The 16,772-nt window shown below is 53.6% G+C and carries 19 protein-coding genes; 14 read left to right on the top strand and 5 right to left on the bottom strand.

The window, feature by feature from the left end; translation table 11 throughout:
- Nucleotides 1–123 precede the first annotated feature (123 nt).
- From HOL66_10220 to HOL66_10185, 8 genes are all read left to right on the top strand, one after another.
- The gene (locus tag HOL66_10220; GenBank protein ID MBT5244613.1) at nt 124–996 is read left to right on the top strand and encodes an IclR family transcriptional regulator; all 873 of its coding nucleotides are present in this window, start codon (nt 124–126) and stop codon (nt 994–996) included.
- A gap of 3 nt (nt 997–999) precedes the next feature.
- A complete protein-coding gene (locus HOL66_10215; protein MBT5244612.1) occupies nt 1,000–1,419 on the top strand; it encodes a heme-binding protein in 420 nt (139 codons plus the stop codon).
- Between the two features lie 11 nt (nt 1,420–1,430).
- Complete coding sequence (locus tag HOL66_10210; protein MBT5244611.1) at nt 1,431–2,399, top strand: D-glycerate dehydrogenase; 969 nt, start codon at nt 1,431–1,433, stop codon at nt 2,397–2,399.
- Between the two features lie 374 nt (nt 2,400–2,773).
- Complete coding sequence (locus tag HOL66_10205) at nt 2,774–3,880, top strand: TRAP transporter substrate-binding protein (protein ID MBT5244610.1); 1,107 nt, start codon at nt 2,774–2,776, stop codon at nt 3,878–3,880.
- A gap of 105 nt (nt 3,881–3,985) precedes the next feature.
- Complete coding sequence (locus HOL66_10200) at nt 3,986–4,561, top strand: TRAP transporter small permease subunit (GenBank protein MBT5244609.1); 576 nt, start codon at nt 3,986–3,988, stop codon at nt 4,559–4,561.
- Nucleotides 4,562–4,609: 48 nt separating this feature from the next.
- A complete protein-coding gene (locus tag HOL66_10195) occupies nt 4,610–5,977 on the top strand; it encodes a TRAP transporter large permease subunit (protein ID MBT5244608.1) in 1,368 nt (455 codons plus the stop codon).
- Between the two features lie 26 nt (nt 5,978–6,003).
- Nucleotides 6,004–6,231, top strand: a complete 228-nt coding sequence (locus HOL66_10190) for a hypothetical protein (protein MBT5244607.1) — start codon at nt 6,004–6,006, stop codon at nt 6,229–6,231.
- Between the two features lie 18 nt (nt 6,232–6,249).
- Entirely contained in the window at nt 6,250–7,575 is a 1,326-nt protein-coding gene (locus HOL66_10185; GenBank protein MBT5244606.1) for an amidase, read from the top strand.
- Nucleotides 7,576–7,577: 2 nt separating this feature from the next.
- On the opposite strand, the gene xerD is transcribed toward HOL66_10185, so the two are convergent.
- The 3 genes from xerD to HOL66_10170 are packed head-to-tail and all read right to left on the bottom strand — an operon-like array spanning nt 7,578 to nt 10,555.
- Nucleotides 7,578–8,456, bottom strand: a complete 879-nt coding sequence (gene xerD, locus HOL66_10180; GenBank protein MBT5244605.1) for a site-specific tyrosine recombinase XerD — start codon at nt 8,454–8,456, stop codon at nt 7,578–7,580.
- Nucleotides 8,457–8,499: 43 nt separating this feature from the next.
- Nucleotides 8,500–10,434 (bottom strand): hypothetical protein, encoded by a 1,935-nt coding sequence (locus HOL66_10175; protein MBT5244604.1) that lies wholly within the window; start codon nt 10,432–10,434, stop codon nt 8,500–8,502.
- Nucleotides 10,415–10,555: a hypothetical protein gene (locus tag HOL66_10170; GenBank protein ID MBT5244603.1), complete on the bottom strand. Its 141-nt coding sequence runs from the start codon at nt 10,553–10,555 to the stop codon at nt 10,415–10,417. Before HOL66_10170 ends, HOL66_10175 begins: the two co-directional genes overlap by 20 nt.
- A gap of 160 nt (nt 10,556–10,715) precedes the next feature.
- On the opposite strand from HOL66_10170, the gene HOL66_10165 reads away from it, so the two are divergent.
- The 5 genes from HOL66_10165 to HOL66_10145 all read left to right on the top strand — a co-directional run bounded on the left by HOL66_10165 (nt 10,716) and on the right by HOL66_10145 (nt 14,976).
- Nucleotides 10,716–11,282: a shikimate kinase gene (locus HOL66_10165; protein ID MBT5244602.1), complete on the top strand. Its 567-nt coding sequence runs from the start codon at nt 10,716–10,718 to the stop codon at nt 11,280–11,282.
- Between the two features lie 5 nt (nt 11,283–11,287).
- Nucleotides 11,288–12,430 carry a 3-dehydroquinate synthase gene (locus HOL66_10160; protein ID MBT5244601.1) on the top strand — a complete coding sequence of 381 codons (1,143 nt, stop codon included), beginning with the start codon at nt 11,288–11,290 and terminating at the stop codon, nt 12,428–12,430.
- A 17-nt stretch (nt 12,431–12,447) separates the two neighbouring features.
- Entirely contained in the window at nt 12,448–13,728 is a 1,281-nt protein-coding gene (locus HOL66_10155; GenBank protein ID MBT5244600.1) for an HlyC/CorC family transporter, read from the top strand.
- A 143-nt stretch (nt 13,729–13,871) separates the two neighbouring features.
- Entirely contained in the window at nt 13,872–14,318 is a 447-nt protein-coding gene (locus HOL66_10150) for a CBS domain-containing protein (protein ID MBT5244599.1), read from the top strand.
- Nucleotides 14,319–14,421: 103 nt separating this feature from the next.
- Nucleotides 14,422–14,976: a DUF2889 domain-containing protein gene (locus tag HOL66_10145; GenBank protein MBT5244598.1), complete on the top strand. Its 555-nt coding sequence runs from the start codon at nt 14,422–14,424 to the stop codon at nt 14,974–14,976.
- A gap of 12 nt (nt 14,977–14,988) precedes the next feature.
- Here HOL66_10145 and HOL66_10140 read toward each other — a convergent pair whose 3' ends face one another.
- Nucleotides 14,989–15,255, bottom strand: coding sequence for a ribbon-helix-helix domain-containing protein (locus HOL66_10140; protein MBT5244597.1), 267 nt, complete (start codon nt 15,253–15,255; stop codon nt 14,989–14,991).
- A gap of 135 nt (nt 15,256–15,390) precedes the next feature.
- A complete protein-coding gene (locus HOL66_10135; GenBank protein ID MBT5244596.1) occupies nt 15,391–15,669 on the bottom strand; it encodes a BolA family transcriptional regulator in 279 nt (92 codons plus the stop codon).
- Between the two features lie 86 nt (nt 15,670–15,755).
- On the opposite strand from HOL66_10135, the gene HOL66_10130 reads away from it, so the two are divergent.
- Entirely contained in the window at nt 15,756–16,694 is a 939-nt protein-coding gene (locus HOL66_10130) for a DMT family transporter (protein ID MBT5244595.1), read from the top strand.
- Nucleotides 16,695–16,772 lie beyond the last annotated feature (78 nt).

Below are 16,772 nucleotides of genomic sequence, written 5' to 3'. Positions count from 1 at the left end.
CTAGCAACCATCTATGCCCGTCGCCAAGGCCTGTCAACAAAATAGGAAAGGGTTTCCACAATGCGGGAACACGTGTATATAACCGGATATTGATCCTGATACTTAACCTTTTTGGAGACCAACGTGAACCAATCCGCAAAACCTGTTGCGCCGCCATCCAAAGGGCAAGACAAGGCTAAAAAAAAGGTTGCCGAACGAAGCCCCCAGGTGCAGTCCCTGACCCGCGCCCTGATCATCCTTGAAAAGCTATCCGAGCACGATAACGGCCTGACCCTGACAGAACTGGCGCGCCTTGGCGAGTTGCCCACATCAACCACCCACCGGTTGCTGACGACTCTTGAGAATCGTCGTTTTGTCCGTTTCAACAGGACATCGAATTTATGGTCAGTCGGGGTCCAGTCTTTTGTTGTCGGCAACACCTTTGCACGCTCCAGAAACTTCGTGCCGCTGGCCAAGATTTTTATGCGTCACCTGATGGATCAAGCTGGAGAGACAGTCAATCTGGCAACCCACGATCAGGAAGGCATCGTCTATCTGGCGCAGGTGGAATGTCGCGAAATAGTCCGTGCGTTCGTGCGTCCCGGCTCGCGCGCGCCCATTCATTCATCAGCCGTCGGCAAGGCCATCCTGGCTGCCATGCCCGATGTTGACCGCAACCGCATCACCCAGCAGCAAATATCTGACACAAATGATGGCGCGCAAATCTTTACGGCAAATTTAATGAGTGAGCTCGAAGACGTCAGACAACGTGGTTACGCCATTGATGATGAAGAACAGTCCGTTGGAATGCGCTGCGTCGCTTCTGTCATTTATGACGAGAACGGCGGACCGCTTGCAGCGGTTTCAATTTCGGGCCCGACGGCGCGTATTACCAATGATCGAATCCCGTCCATTGGCGAGCTTGTCCACAAAACCTGCAAAGACATCACCAGCGATCTGGGCGGCAGACAACCTTCTGAAATAGGTCTGCCTGTCCAGGCAGTGGCCATCGGTTAGAGCATGTTAAACATCAAACGTCTTTCTCAGGCCGACGCCCTTGAACTGATTGCAGGTGCTGAAGCCAAAGCCTTGGAAATCGGTATCCCGATGTGTATTGCCGTTTCCGACGAGTCAGGCGACCTGATTGCCTTCTCGCGCATGGACGGGTCAAAAGTGCTCAGCATATCGCTCTCCCAGGACAAGGCTTTCAGCGCCGCTGTTTCACGACGCGGAACCCATGAGTACAACGCCCTTTGTCAACCCGGCTCTTTGACATTCGGCATCCATACCGCTGCCCGCGGACGTTTCACCGTTGTCGGCGGCGGCCTACCCGTATTCGATGGCGAAGACGTCATCGGTGGCATTGGCTGCAGTTCAGGAACAGCAGACCAGGACCGGGAATGCGCCCAGTCAGGTATTGATCATTTATCAGAAAAGTAGAGAGACCCGTTTTGACCAGCAAACCTGTTATCCTTGTCACCCGCAAGTTACCCGAAGCCGTCGAAGCTCGCCTGGTCAAAGACTACGCGCCGATCCTCAACCCGGACGACAAACTGTACAGCGCCGAGGAATTAGTCGACCTTTCATCAACAGCCGATGCCATTTTGCCCTGTCACACGGAAAAAATGACCGCCGAGCTGATCGGAAAACTTCCCGCCCGTATCAAGGCCATCGCCAATTTTTCCGTTGGTGTCGATCATTGCGATCTTGAAGCTGCAAAAAACAAGGGCATTATCGTCACCAACACGCCTGATGTTTTGTCTGACGCCACCGCCGAAATCGCCATGTTGCTGATGCTTGGCGCAGCCAGGCGCGCCAGTGAAGGCGAACGCATGGTCCGGGCCCGGGAGTGGCAAGACTGGTCACCCGGGTTTATGGTCGGGCGTCAGGTAACCGGCAAACGCTTCGGTGTCATTGGTATGGGCCGGGTTGGACAGGTCAGTGCAAAACGGGCCCGCTGTTTTGATATGGATATTCATTATTACAACCGCAGCCGCCTAAGGGGTGAACTTGAGGCAGGCGCCACGTACCATCAAACCGTTGAAGCCCTGCTGCCCAATTGCGATGTGCTGTCGATCCACTGCCCGGCAACGCCCGAAACAACCGGCCTGCTTAATGCCGAGCGGATTGCCCTGCTGCCGGAAGGGGCCATCGTCGTCAACACAGCACGCGGCGGAGTGGTCAATGACGAAGCGCTGATAGAGGCCCTTAAATCCGGTAAGGTTTGGGCGGCCGGGCTTGATGTCTTCAATGGCGAACCAAAGAATATCCATCCGGAATACCGATCCCTGGACAATGTTTTCCTGTTACCGCACATCGGCAGCGCCACCAAAGACACCCGGGATGCCATGGGATTTCGCGCACTCGATAATCTTGATGCCATCTTTTCCGGAAAAGAACCGGGAGACCGGGTCGCCTGAACCACGTTGGACCTGTGTACTTTTTCCTTCGTTTCTTTAATTATTTTAGTAAAAATAAAAAAACACAAATTTTTTCCAAAATCCCACGTTTTCGGGTTATACTTTGCCCCTTGTAATAAAACGACAATCTCGAACCTTTCCACGATGTGAGATCGTTGTTGCGGTTCTATATAAAATGCCGGAAATTAGATTTCCATCGAGGGTCATCCATTTGAAACCTTTATTATAGGGTATGTGAACGGAGAACCGGTTTTAAGATTGGAGCACGACACGGGGCTCACCAAAAAAACGAACAGTGTCCCGTTGTTGGGCCGAATATAATTTAAAACTCTGGACATTTGTGTTCAGACAAACTTTGGGAGGAGTTTCTAAACATGTCGAAAACCGTAAAAACACGGCGTAAGTTTCTAAAAGCCGGTGCGGCTACCGTTGTTGGTGGCGCTGCCGCCGTAGCGATGCCAAACATTGCCAAGGCGGCTCCTGTCGTCCTTAAGGTACAAGCAGCCTGGGGCGGTGGTATCTTCCTTGAAAATGCCAAAAGCTATGTTGATCGTGTCAACGCGATGGCTGGTAGTGGCCTGAAGATCGACCTGTTGTCGGTTAATTCAGTTGTCAAAACCAGCCAGATGCAAGATGCCGTTCACCGCGGCGTTCTTGATGGCGCTCATTACGTACCTGCATACTGGTATTCCAAATCACCTGCAGCGTCCCTGTTCGGCACCGGCCCATGCTTCGGCTGGTCAGCGCAGGAAATGCTGGGCTGGATTCACTATGGCGGCGGCATTGAACTCTTCAATGAGTTGATGGGCTCCCTGGGCCTTAATCTGGTCAGCTTCTTTAACAGCCCTATGCCGGCGCAGCCGCTTGGCTGGTTCAAGGAAGAGATCAAAGGTTCAGGCCAGATGAAGGGTCTTAAATACCGCACCGTTGGCCTGGCTGCCGACGTTCTCAACGAAATGGGAATGTCTGTTGTTCAGTTGCCTGGCGGTGAAATTCAGCCGGCTATGAAAAGTGGCCTGATTGATGCTGCCGAGTTCAACAACCCGACGTCTGATAGTGACTTCGGCATGCAGGACGTTTCCAAGCATTATCATCTTGCCAGTTTCCATCAGTCTCAGGAAGCTTTTGAAATTACCTTCAACAAGAAGAAGTTCGACTCCCTGTCGAGCGAGCATCAGAACATTCTGCGCTACGCTTCGGAAGCCGAGAACTCGAACTTCTATTGGCACAACACCCTTCGTTATGCTGATGATCTGATCAAGCTGAAAGAAAAGCACGGCGTCAATGTTTACCGGACTCCGGATTCAGTGATGGCCGATCAGCTCAAAGCCTGGGATATCGTTGTCGACCGGATTTCCAAGGAAGATCCGTTCTTCGCCAAGGTCGTTGATTCACAAAAGACCTACGCCAAGAAAGTGATGAACTATCTGCTTTTGAACCAGCCCGATTACGGCTTGGCTTACAAGCATCACTTTGGTTAATCTGTTTTTCTTGCAAGACGACGCAAGATAGATTTGTTACGAGGGACAGCCGAAAGGCTGTCCCTCTAATATCTACCCAAGAATGCACAAGCTGGAGCCTGTAACTTGACCACTATCATTCATTCAATTGAACAACTCAGCATCTGGATTGGTCGCGCTTTTGGTTGGTGTATTCTGATTTTAACACTGTCGGTCGCCTATGAAGTCTTCGTCCGTTATGTCCTAAACGCCCCCACGGTCTGGGTTTTTGACATGATGGTTCAGATGTATGGCGCCCTGTTCCTGATGGCCGGCCCTTATGCCCTGGCCCAGGACACGCATGTGCGCGCCGACGTCATTTACCGCCTGGTTTCAGTGCGCTGGCAGGCCCGGTTGGATCTACTGTTATACATCGTTTTCTTTTTCCCCGGCATGATGGCCCTGGTCTGGTACGGCTGGGAAATCGCCATGGACTCATGGCGCTACAAAGAAGTCAGTTGGAACAGTCCGGCGCGTATCCAAATATATTACTTCAAAACCCTGATCCCGTTGGCTGGCGGATTATTCATCATTCAGGGCATTGCCGAATGCATGAGGTGCTATCTGGCAATCAAGACGAATAAATGGCTGCCACGACTGGAAGACGCCCGCGAAACCGAAGACATTTTAACAGGCCAGGCGGCTGGGCTTGAAATTAAATAATCCCCCTTATAAATACATAATTCTGCTTAAGACGGAGTATCCGCTAGGATGACAAACCCCGAAGTCGCAATTTTAATGCTGTCCATTTTCATCGTGATGGTGCTGTTTGGGTTTCCCGTCGCCTTCACGTTGCTCGCCATGGGCGTCGCCTTTGGCTATTACGCCTATTACCAGGCTGGCAGCGTTGAAACAATTGCCGATGTTTTTAACAACAACATCTTTTATCTGTTGAACCAGAACACCTATTCGGTGATGGAAAACGATACGCTGGTTGCGATCCCCTTGTTCCTGTTTATGGGCTATGTGGTTGAGCGCGCCAATATCGTCAACAAACTTTTCTACGCGTTGCAAATGGCTGCCAGGAACCTGCCGGGGTCCATGGCCATTGCGGCCTTGATAACCTGCGCGGTGTTCTCAACGGCAAGCGGTATTGTCGGCGCCGTTGTCACCCTGATGGGACTGTTGGCATATCCGGCCATGGCCAAGGCCAATTATGACAAAAGCTTCGCATCCGGCGTCATTTGCGCCGGTGGTACGCTGGGCATTCTCATACCGCCCTCTATCATGCTGATTGTCTATGCGGCCATTGCCGAACTGTCGCCATTACGCCTGTACGCCGCTGCCGTTATACCAGGGTTTCTGCTAGCCGGCTCATATATTGTCTACGTCATTATCCGGGTCTTGATCAATCCGTCGATTGCGCCAAAACCGCGTGCAGAGGACGTCCCTCCCCGGCGCGTTGTTTACTGGCAGTTACTGACGTCCTTCGTCCCCTTGACGGCCCTTATCATGCTGGTCCTCGGTTCCATTCTGGGTGGTCTGGCGACACCGGCTGAAGCCGCCGCCATGGGAGCATTCGGCGGAATTGTGCTGGCCGCAATGTATCGTTCGCTGAGTTGGATAATGCTTAAAGAATCAGTTTATTTGACGGCCAAGGCGACGGCCATGGTCTGCTGGCTGTTTGTGGGATCATGGACTTTTGCTTCGGTTTTCTCATATCTGGGAGGCCATGAAATCATCGAGCATTTCGTTCTTGGTTTTAACCTTGCTCCCTGGCAGTTCCTGGTCATGGTGCAGATCATTATTTTTCTTCTTGGCTGGCCCCTTGAATGGTCTGAAATCCTGATTATTTTTGTGCCAATCTTCCTGCCCATGCTCGACACATTCGGGGTCAATCCCTATTTCTTCGCCATGCTGGTGGCCCTGAATCTGCAAACCTCGTTCCTGACCCCGCCCATGGCCATGTCTGCCTATTACCTGAAGGGGGTGTTGGGGAACGTTATTGAATTGATGGACATTTTCAGGGGCATCATGCCTTATCTGGTTATTGTTATTTCGGTGATGGTGCTGATGTACCAGTTCCCCGAAATAGCCTTGTGGTTGCCCGATGTCCTGTTTGGAAAATATATACCTTAAGATCAAGTTTAAGGAGCTGGAAATTCATGTCTGCCGCGAATCTGGAAAAATTAATTGGACTTTTCGCATCCCTGCTGGTCTCGGTCTTTGTGCTGGGGTTGGCCGCGAGCATCAGTTCCGGTGCCGCCGGTTTCTGGGGCGGTCTTCCATTTTGGGTGATCTGCCTCACCATCCTGCCGCTTCTCTTTTATGATTTTTGGGATTCATGCCTGAAAAACAAAGACAACGGTAACGGAAATGGCAATAGCGTTTAAAGACAAGGCTTCCCACACATGATGTTGACTGAACTTTCCGCCACCCAGGCCGCAGGTAAAATACGTGACGGAGAAATTACCTCTGAAGAACTTGTCCAAGCCTGTCTTGAGCGTATCGATCAAGTCGATGGTGAAGTCGAAGCCTGGACGCACCTCAATCCAGACTATGCGCTAGAGCAGGCACAGGCGCTTGACGCCCAGCGCGCCAAGGCTGGCCCGGTAGGGCCTCTGCACGGCATTCCCGTCGGCATCAAGGATATCTTTGATACCGCTGATCTGCCGACAGAAAACGGAACTGTCCTCGATAGTGCTCGCCAACCTGGTGCCGATAGCAAGGCCGTCAGTCTGCTCAAGGAAGCTGGCGCTGTCATCATGGGCAAGACGGTGACCACAGAAATGGCTGTCTTTGGTCCTGGAAAAACCAAAAACCCCCGTAACATGGGACACACACCGGGCGGTTCATCCAGCGGTTCGGCGGCGGCGGTGGCCTCCCATATGGTGCCATTGGCTATTGGCACCCAAACCAATGGATCGGTCATCCGCCCGGCTTCGTTCTGCGGCATTGTCGGTTTCAAACCGACCCATGGCCTGATCCCCCGGACCGGCGCCCTGGCCCTGTCGCGTCCCCTGGACACCATTGGCACCTTTGCCCGTTCTATTGAAGACATCGCCCTGTTGACCGAGGCCCTTATCGCTTTTGATCCGGCAGACCCGGACACCCGCGCCCGCGCCTGCCCCAGCTTGCGTGAGACCGTGGCCACCGAACCGCCGATGCGGCCAATGGTCGCTTTTGCCAAAACCCCGGTATGGGACCAGGCCGATCCCGAAACCCAAGCCGCTTTTGAAGAACTGGTCGAGCTATTAGGCGATGACTGCCGCGATTTGCCGTTGTCGGAGCCTTTCGACCATCTGGTGAAGATGCACCGCGATATCATGAATGCCGATATGGCGAAGAATCTCGCCCATTACTACGAACGCGGTAAAGACAAAATGACCGACACCATTTGCGGAATGATCGAAGATGGCCATAAGGTCAGCGCTGTCGATTACAACACCGCCGTGGACGGTCAGGATTTGCTCAATTCCGGACTTGATGCCTGCTTCGATCACTATGACATCATCATCACCCCGGCGACCACTGGCGAGGCTCCTGCCGGTTTGGAAGCCACCGGCAACCCCATCTTCAACACCCTGGCCACCTATTGCGGGGTGCCATCGATTACGCTGCCATTAATGGAAGGCCCGAACGGACTGCCGCTCGGGGTTCAGGTGATCGGCCCACGCAACGATGACGCCAGACTGCTCAGAAACGCCAACTGGCTGATCCAGCGGGTGGCGGGTTAACGTTATTTCCTCGCCAACGGATGCGCGTCGTTGACGAGCTGGCGCAGGCGTTCTTCCAGAACATGGGTATAAATCTGGGTTGTCGTGATGTCGGCGTGACCGAGCATTTGTTGCAGGGAGCGCAGATCGGCGCCGTGGGCGAGCATGTGGCTGGCAAAAGAATGACGCAAGACATGGGGCGACACCCGCCTGGGCTCAATGCCGCCTTCGATGGCCAACTCCTTCATCAATTGACCAAAACGGGCGCGCGTTAAATGACCTTGTTTGGAGCGCGACGGGAACAACCAGTTCTGTCCCGGGGCTTTGCGTCCCTTTGGCAAAAAGCTTTCACGAACATGGTTGTAATTTTCGATAGCCTGACGAGCCGGTTCACTGAGCGGCACCATTCTTTCCTTGCCGCCTTTGCCCCGGACAATCAAAAACTGCCCGTCCCGGCTTAAAGCCGAAAGCGGCAAACCAACCAGCTCGGATACCCGAAGGCCCGTCGCATACAAAAGCTCAAGCATCGCGAGCAGTCGCAAGCCTTCGCTGCCGGTCCTGTTCTGGGCCGCCATTAATAACCGCTCGACTTCATCCTCGCTAAGGTATTTTGGCAGGGAGCGGCCCTGCTTGGGGCTATCGATGGCGCTTGACGGGTCATCGTCGCGGACGCCTTCGGCGTGCAGAAAACGGAAGAACTGGCGCAATGTCGATAGCCGCCGGGCGCTGGTGCTGGGCGCCATACCGGTCCCGGAAAGTTTTTTCAGATATTTGCGAATAAGATCACTATCGGCATTTTCCGGTTGCCGTTTTCGGGCCACGGAAAAAGCCTGAAAATCGGCCAGATCGCGACCGTAGGAGTCGATGGTGTTTTGCGCCGCCCCGCGCTCGACGCTGAGCATCTCAAGGAAGCTTTCAACGTGACGAGACGGCTCTGCTTTCACGTTACAACCCCGCTGCTACCGCCGCTTCCAGAGCAAGGGCGTGGACTTCCTTCTCAAGTCCGATGGCGCTCAGGCTATCCATCACCTGACGCAAGACGATCGGCCCGGCCTGACCGGGTCCCCCTTCGCCAAGGGCGATCAACGACAGCAGGATGATTTCACCGACACGGTCGTAACCCACGGTGTGTGGTTCCATAGCCGAAACTTCCAGCGGAACCGCGCTGACACTGCTGCCCTGTGTCGTTGGCGGGGCGGCGGCTGGTTCGGACATGGCGGCTTCTGTAGCAGTGGCCTCACGCGCCATATTGGCCGCCTTGGTTGCTTCATTCAGGCTTCGCCACAAGGCCGGATTGGGCATCGCCATGGCGATTTGCTGGGGACCATCCAAAAGGGCATCCCAGGCATCTTGTGGCACACTGTCGCCCAAGGCGTCGAACAGCGTATATAACAACGCCGCCTTATCGCGGGCGCTGTCATCTTTTTCCAGTTGATTCCACCAATTGGCCAACTGGGTTGGACCCCACTGAGAGGTTTCGGGTGAGCCGGCAATACGGGCCACCGGCAACAGGGCATTCAAAGCCTTGGCCGCTTCCATATTGTGCTGGGCATTGGCCCGCAGTAGAGAAAACCACGGGGTTGCCGCCGCATCTTCGCCGCCGATCAGGAAAGCGCGAATGACTTCAGGGGCAAACCAGACCAGTTCGGTCGATGGTGGAATACGCTTGAGCACCGGCAGGAACACCCGAACGGTCGATGTGTAACGATCCCCTTCCCGACCCAGTGACAAAGCCTTGGCTGTCGCTTCGGCCTGGGCAATGGGCACGGTCTGGATCAGCGCGGTGCGGTACAGCAAAGCCCGGCTTAAGGGGCCGCTTTCGGCTTCGGCCTTGGTTAACGGGTTAGCCATGTCCTGTTCTGAGAACGAAACACTGGTATAGAGCTGGCGCAGGGTATCGACATCCAGAGCACCGGCAATTTCCGCCCGTTCGGCGGCTTCCAGACGAATTTCAACTGAGGCATTGGGGCTTTTGGCAATCGTTCTGAGCACGCCCGGACGATTGGAAGAGACCACATCGGCGGGTAACTGGGATTTCGACACCCGGGCCATGGACAAATGCATGGGGCTGGGATCGGGAAGGGTCTTGATCACCCCGGTGTTGCCCCTAAGGGCCTCAACCAGAGTGTAGAAGGCGTTATCCTGGTCGCCGGTTTCCTGCAACAGCGACACACCCAAAGACGCCTTGTCGTGCTCACCCGCCAGCGCCTGACAGAAGATGAAGGCTTTCTGCCAATAAACGCTGGCCTGATTGCTAATCTGTCCGGCGGCCAGTGAACAAGCACGTGAATTGTCATTGGCAAGGAAGCGGACATCGGCTTCATAACGCATTAATTGATTGATCTGCGTACGCCCCGGTGTTGCATCGAGCAGGCGACTGACGCTCAACGTATCCCCCATTCCGGCCAGCAGGCCCACCCTTCGGGCGACGTAGGTTCCATCGCCCGTCATTCCCCCCGGCAACGTGGCCGTGCTCAACAACAGGCGGCGCATCAGGTCTCGCATGACCTCGGAGCGAAGATTGACGGGCAAACGGGTAATCAGGGTCAACAACATGCGGTGACTGGTGCCCGACCACATATCGACGCCGAATCCGCCTTCCTGGGCACCAAGAACGCCAGCGGTATCGGGGTTGATGGTCTGCAAGGTATCGACCTGAATGGCGGCATCACCATTTCCGTTCTGGGCCGGTGCAGGCGCCTGAACCGGAGCAGGTGCCTGTGTGGGCGCCACAGGTCGTAATTTTTGTGGCGGCGCAAGACGGACGGGTGCTGAAGTGGTGTTCTGGGCCCACGTTTGCCAAAGCGGCACAGATGACGTCACCGCGACCAATGCCACGGCAAGGCAGAATTTTAATGAATTAACGCGCGAAACGGTCATCGGGCAGTACTTTTTCGATTTCGGTCATCGGGGCCGGAATATCCCAAGTGGAAAGGAAGGCCGTCCCCCCGACAATCATCGCGATGACGGCGACCAAAACGAGTCTGGAAATATTTTTCATGTCGATCCTTTGATAAAGGGATAGAACCTAGCGGGTAAAGTCTTTCTAGTATCTTTATGTCAGCAAAGATTATGCTAATTTCAAACTATGGCAACATTTCGGCAGTTTATACGCTGCAAAAACACTATAACGATTAAATATCTCAATCGGAATATCACTAATGGCGGCCAATCACCCGCAAAACAAAGCCAAACACCCGGATAAACCGATTGTTATGATCGGACTGATGGGTGCCGGGAAAAGCCGAATTGGCCGTGAACTGGCTGCAAAACTAGGCTTGCCCTTCGTCGATGCCGACGAAGAAATCGTCAAGGCCGCTGGCTGTTCTGTTTCCGATATCTTTGAATTGTACGGTGAAGATGCTTTTCGCGATGTTGAAAGCAGGGTCATATCCCGGCTGCTCGACGGCAACGTGCAGATTATTGCAACCGGTGGCGGCGCCTTCATCAACGCAGATATCCGAAAAACCATCGCCGATAAAGGAATATCCCTGTGGCTTCGGGCGGAACTGGATATTCTGGTCGAACGAACAGGCAGGCGCGGCGGTCGCCCCCTGCTTGAAGGAGGCGATTCCGAAGCAATCCTTAAGGGACTGATGGATGAACGCTATCCGGTGTATGCTGAGGCCGATATTGTCGTCGATTCCAAAGACGTGCCGATAAATGAGACCGTCGAGGAAACCGCAACCGCCCTTTTGGCCTATATCGAAAAACAAACCGGAACTTGAAAACGATGAATACCCTGTCCTCATCCCCGTCCCAACACGAAGGGCAACTGCGTCTTGAACTGGGCGAGCGCTCCTACGATATTATGGTTGGCGATAACCTGTTTGAGCGGGCCGGTGCAACCATTGCGCCCCTGACCAAAGGCGACAAGGTCGTCATTGTCACCGATAGCAATGTCGCACCGCTTTATCTTGGCCAGTTGGAAGAGTCTTTGAGCGCCGCCGGTATTGAACATTCAGCAATCATCCTGCCAGCCGGTGAACAGAGTAAAAGCTTTGAGCATTTACAGACCTTGACCGACAAACTTTTTGAAATGGGCGTTGACCGCAAAACCATGGTCATTGCATTGGGTGGCGGCGTCATTGGTGATCTTGCCGGTTTTGCCGCCGCCATAACCATGCGCGGCATTGAATTCATCCAGATCCCGACCACTTTTTTGTCGCAGGTTGACAGTTCCGTCGGCGGCAAAACCGGCATTAACTCGACCTACGGCAAAAACCTGATTGGCGCTTTCCATCAACCGCGTCTGGTTCTGGCCGATCTGGAAACCCTGAAAACCCTGCCGCGGCGTCAATTTCTTGCCGGCTACGCCGAAGTGGTTAAATACGGGCTGATAAACGATCCTGATTTCTTTTCCTGGCTCGAGGAAAATGGCGCCGCTCTTCTTGATGGCGACCAGGAGCTGCAACGCCACGCTGTGTTGACCAGTTGTGCCAGCAAAGCCAACATTGTCGCCGCTGATGAACGCGAAGTGAGTGTCAGGGCGCTGCTTAATCTCGGCCATACCTTCGGCCATGCCCTGGAAGCCGAAGTTGGATACGGCGAGGCTTTGCTGCACGGTGAGGCTGTGTCCATCGGCATGGTCATGGCCTTCGACTTGTCCCGGCGTTTGGGCATGTGTTCGCAGGCTGATGTTGCGCGTGTCCGTGATCATCTGGAAAGCGTCGGTCTGCCGACGGATCTAAAAGGACTGGATAGCACTTCGTGGACACCCGAACGATTAATGGCCCATATGGGGCTGGACAAGAAATCTGAAGGCGGAACCATTATTTTTGTTCTCGCCCGCGCCATCGGTGATGCCTACATCGCCGCTGATGTCGCCCCTGATGAACTTCGTGCCTTCCTTGGCGATACCCTTACAACCACATAAACAATTGAGAAAAGGCCATGTTGGAAATTCTTAGTGCCATTTTCGTTTTGCTTTTACTGTCCGCCTTCTTTTCAGGTTCAGAGACGGCGTTGACGGCGGCTTCCCGACCATTGATGCATCAGCTGGAAGCTGGCGGCAATCGCCGCGCCAAAACGATCAACCGCTTAAACGAGCATCGTGATCGCCTGATTGGCGCCATCCTGCTTGGCAATAATCTGGTTAACATCCTCGCATCAGCTCTGGCGACCAGCTTCATGATTACCCAATACGGCGAAACGGGTGTTGCTTACGCGACCCTGACCATGACTCTGCTGGTGCTGATTTTCGCCGAAATTTTGCCCAAAACATACGCCATCCGAAATGCCAACCGGATGTCGCTGGCCATTGTCCCTTTCGTCAACGCCCTGGTTCTGATCCTCGCCCCGGTGACCGGCGCTATCAATTTTCTGATCCGGCAGGTGCTGAAACTGTTCGGTATGCTCCATCCTTCTGGCGGCCTTGAATTCTCGTCCGAAGAATTACGCGGGGCCATTGAACTTCATGCTGATGAAGATCGGGCCGTAGAGCACGAAAGAGCGATGCTCAGAAGCGTCCTCGATTTGGCAGAAGTACAGGTTGGCGAGATCATGGTTCACCGCAAGGATGTGGCCATGATCAATGCCGACCAAGCCGCCGAAAAAGTGGTCGAAGAAGTTCTCGCCAGCCCCTTTACCCGTATCCCGTTATGGCAGGGGCAACCCGAAAACATCGTCGGTGTGCTTCACGCCAAGGCGCTGTTGCGCGCTGTCAGGGCTGAAAGCAACAACGGAACGAAAGCGAAGATCAGTAACATTGACGTCGTTTCCCTGGCGGCAAAACCCTGGTTCATTCCCGATCAGACAACCCTGCTCGACCAGTTGCATGAGTTCCGCAAAAAGCGGGAACATTTTGCCCTGATGGTTGATGAATACGGCAGTTTCATGGGCATCGTCACGCTGGAGGATATTCTGGAGGAAATCGTCGGCGACATAACCGACGAACATGATATCGCCGTCACCGGCGTCGTCAGGGAATCTGAAGACACCTTTATCATCAAGGGCGGGGTCACAATCCGTGACCTTAATCGTGACTTTGACTGGCGCCTGCCCGACGAAGAAGCGGCCACCGTTGCCGGGCTGATCATGCACGAATCCCGGCGAATCCCGGAACCTGGACAGGTGTTTATTTTCCACGGCCTGAAGTTTGAAATTTTGCAGCGACTGCGCCAGCAGATCACCTCCGTAAGGGTGACCCCGATCAAGGAAACCGAAGAAACCTGAGCCGCCACAAGCCTAAAAAATGGCTTGTAATTTGCTGACAACACCCCATTTGATGTAAGGTTGATGTGGTTGAGCTATTCCACGTCGTCTGGACGCGGGGCACCGTGGGGGGACGGCATTATTCCGGCACGGAGGTGAACCAAATGCACAGATTCATCATACCAGATGTGATTGAGGAACATCCGGTTCGTTCTTTATCACGTACCGACAACGCGTTCGACGCCGCCATCGAAATGAAAAAATCCAACATTGCCGCCATTCTTATCGTCGATGAGGACGGCAAGTTAGAGGGAATTGTAACCGAACGGGATTTAACCCGCCGGGTGGTAGCCACTGACCAATCACCCAAGAAAACGCTTCTGGGTGACATTATGACGGCAAATCCAGATACCCTTGATCCTGCAGATAGCGCCGGTGACGCCCTTGAAATGATGCGCAAGCGCAGCTTCAGGCATTTACCGGTCAGCAAAGACGGGAAAATTATGGGTATGGTTTCGGTGCGCGATTTATATTCTGCTGTTAAAGCCGATCTGGAAGACAATATTCGGGAAACCGAAGCCTTTGTTTTCGGCGATCGTTACGGCGCCTGAAACCCTTTAGATAAGCCTTTCCTCGACCAGCAGGTGGTTTGCGCGATACAGTCTTGCGCAACCAGCCACACGTCTGAATTCTTTCTCTTTTTTCGAGGTCGAGATGTCGCTTTCCAAACCACACCCGCGCAACAAAATTCACAACCGAGAAATTCATGCCCAGGGTTTCCAGCGTGATGATGGCCTGTGGGATATCGAATCCCGGCTTGTTGATAGCAAAACCTATTCTTTCGATAATGCCGAACGCGGCACCATCAACAGTGGCGAAGCCATTCACGACATTTCCATTCGCCTGACCCTGAATGACGAGATGACGGTACAAAGCGTAGAGACCGTTATTGATCAAGGCCCCTTTACCATGTGTGGAGACATCACCCCGTCATTCGACGCCCTTGTCGGCCTGTCGATCAAACCGGGTTGGCGAAAGGGAATTCTTCAACGTCTGGGCGGAACAAAAGGCTGCACACATTTGGTTGATATGTTGTTGGGGCCGATAGCGGTAACCGCGTGGCAAACCGTTAATCCGGCCCGTCAAAAACGCAATTCACCGTCCTCGGGAAGCAGCAAACCGCCCCTGCTCAACAGCTGTCATGCATTTTCATCGTCCAGTCCTGTGGTTAAACGGGAATGGCCGGAGTTTTATGATTCTGAAAAATAAGCGGAGCAGGTTTTAAGACCGGTTTCCATGACCGGCGTCCAGGTGACCGTCTTCGGTCGCCGCCGCCCTATAGTACGTGATAATAAAAGCACGCACGGCGGATGTTCTGTTTGAGACTTGGCGACGCTCCTCAACCTGGGTGCAGACCTGATGGATAGACTGGTCTTCGCGCTGGCAAATTTCCGCTAACGCATCCCAGGTTTCCTGTTCCATTCTAAGGCTGGTACGGTGACCTTTGATCGTTACATTGCGACTAACAAGAGAATGATTGTTACTCATATACCCCACACTTTAGCTTACCTGCTCTTAATGACAGTTGCGCAAAATCCAGATATACGATTGCGCTATCGCCCCCATAGGCGGTGATAACTGTATTCTATATATTAAAAGAATAATACTGTAATAATTCTTAGTTTACAACTTTTCCGATTCATTCGGGGCCATGGTATGCAATGCCAGCGCGTGAATATCCTGTTTCAATTCTTCTGAAAGTGCTTGATAAACAAGGCGTTGACGCTCAACCCGGGATTTTCCCTCAAAGGCGTTGGAAACGATCTTAACACTAAAATGGCTCTCCCCTTCTGGGCGCGCACCCGCGTGCCCGGCATGTTTGTGAGATTCATCAAGAATTTCCAGGTTGGTAGGAGATAAGGCTTCTGTCAGTTTTTCTTTAATAATGTTCGCTACACGCATGTTGTATCGGTCCTTTGCTTTTTGATTTGTCTTGTCGGTCAAAATTGGTACCTTTTGGCCGCCATTTCAAGACCAAGGTGCTTTATATGAAAACAGAACGGCAGGCATACCTGTTGCTTGCAACGGTCATCGTGCTGTGGGGGGCAAACTGGCCGATCATGAAGGTCGGAGTCGAGCACATCCCTCCCCTGTGGTTCGCATCAAGTCGCCTGTTGCTTGGCGCCGTGTGCGTGTTCGCCTTGAATGTAGCGCGGGGACGTCTGTCTCTCCCTGACCGCAGGGACGTGAGCGTCCTGGTATCGGTGGGTTTTTTGCAACTGGGTTTGGGATTGGCGCTCATTCATGTCGCCCTGGGGGTTGTCGAAGCCGGACGCTCGGCCATCCTCGCCTATACCACACCGCTTTGGGTAATCCCGCTGGCGGTTTTCGTGCTGGGTGAGAAAATCCATCTCGCCAAGGCCATTGGACTGGCCCTGGGACTGGCCGGGGTCGCCGTCCTGTTTAATCCCCGCGAGATCGACTTTTCCGATTCGGCGGAACTCATTGGCAATGGCTATCTGATCATAGCGGCGATGGCCGGTGCCGTTGTCATGGTCCATGTGCGCCATCACCGGATGTTCACGCCGCCGCTGCAAATGTTACCCTGGCAGATGCTGATGGGGGGCGTCATTCTGGCCTTCACCGCCTTGTATTTCGATGGCGTACCGGAAATCACATGGACCCCCTCGCTTGTCGCCATCGTCGCTTATAACGGACCCATCGCCTCGGCCTTTTGTTTCTGGGCTTACCTGAACGTCATGCGATCTCTGCCGGCAACCAGTACCGCACTGGGCTCGTTGGGGGTTCCTGTTGCAGGCATGGCGTTTTCTGCCCTGAGCCTTGGCGAGACACTGTCCATTGGCAAGCTCATGGGACTAGCATTGATATCGTCTGGGCTGGTGGTCCTGATTATTGGCGACTTTAAGCGAAAATCCCGAAGCAAATCCGAAAACGACGAAAATAACGCCTTCCCGCGCTTGCCTTAAGCAACCCCAGACACCATAGTTTAGTCATGATTTGCAACAATCACTGATGTACAGAAGAATGCAGAAACGCCGGTCAGT

Source organism: Rhodospirillaceae bacterium (assembly GCA_018662005.1).
In the GTDB taxonomy this organism is placed as follows: Bacteria; Pseudomonadota; Alphaproteobacteria; order Rhodospirillales; family JABHCV01; genus JACNJU01.
The sequence above is the reverse complement of the archived record's forward strand: the minus strand, read 5'-3'. Positions and strand labels throughout refer to the sequence as shown.

Excerpts from the sequence above, each read along its gene's own strand:
- HOL66_10215 (MBT5244612.1), top strand. The coding sequence starts at position 1,000 with ATGTTAAACATCAAACGTCTTTCTCAGGCCGACGCCCTTGAACTGATT.
- HOL66_10205 (MBT5244610.1), top strand. The coding sequence starts at position 2,774 with ATGTCGAAAACCGTAAAAACACGGCGTAAGTTTCTAAAAGCCGGTGCG.
- HOL66_10195 (MBT5244608.1), top strand. The coding sequence starts at position 4,610 with ATGACAAACCCCGAAGTCGCAATTTTAATGCTGTCCATTTTCATCGTG.
- HOL66_10190 (MBT5244607.1), top strand. The coding sequence starts at position 6,004 with ATGTCTGCCGCGAATCTGGAAAAATTAATTGGACTTTTCGCATCCCTG.
- HOL66_10185 (MBT5244606.1), top strand. The coding sequence starts at position 6,250 with ATGATGTTGACTGAACTTTCCGCCACCCAGGCCGCAGGTAAAATACGT.
- xerD (MBT5244605.1), bottom strand. The coding sequence starts at position 8,456 with ATGCTCAGCGTCGAGCGCGGGGCGGCGCAAAACACCATCGACTCCTAC.
- HOL66_10175 (MBT5244604.1), bottom strand. The coding sequence starts at position 10,434 with ATGACCGTTTCGCGCGTTAATTCATTAAAATTCTGCCTTGCCGTGGCA.
- HOL66_10170 (MBT5244603.1), bottom strand. The coding sequence starts at position 10,555 with ATGAAAAATATTTCCAGACTCGTTTTGGTCGCCGTCATCGCGATGATT.
- HOL66_10165 (MBT5244602.1), top strand. The coding sequence starts at position 10,716 with ATGGCGGCCAATCACCCGCAAAACAAAGCCAAACACCCGGATAAACCG.
- HOL66_10160 (MBT5244601.1), top strand. The coding sequence starts at position 11,288 with ATGAATACCCTGTCCTCATCCCCGTCCCAACACGAAGGGCAACTGCGT.
- HOL66_10155 (MBT5244600.1), top strand. The coding sequence starts at position 12,448 with ATGTTGGAAATTCTTAGTGCCATTTTCGTTTTGCTTTTACTGTCCGCC.
- HOL66_10150 (MBT5244599.1), top strand. The coding sequence starts at position 13,872 with ATGCACAGATTCATCATACCAGATGTGATTGAGGAACATCCGGTTCGT.
- HOL66_10145 (MBT5244598.1), top strand. The coding sequence starts at position 14,422 with ATGTCGCTTTCCAAACCACACCCGCGCAACAAAATTCACAACCGAGAA.
- HOL66_10140 (MBT5244597.1), bottom strand. The coding sequence starts at position 15,255 with ATGAGTAACAATCATTCTCTTGTTAGTCGCAATGTAACGATCAAAGGT.
- HOL66_10135 (MBT5244596.1), bottom strand. The coding sequence starts at position 15,669 with ATGCGTGTAGCGAACATTATTAAAGAAAAACTGACAGAAGCCTTATCT.
- HOL66_10130 (MBT5244595.1), top strand. The coding sequence starts at position 15,756 with ATGAAAACAGAACGGCAGGCATACCTGTTGCTTGCAACGGTCATCGTG.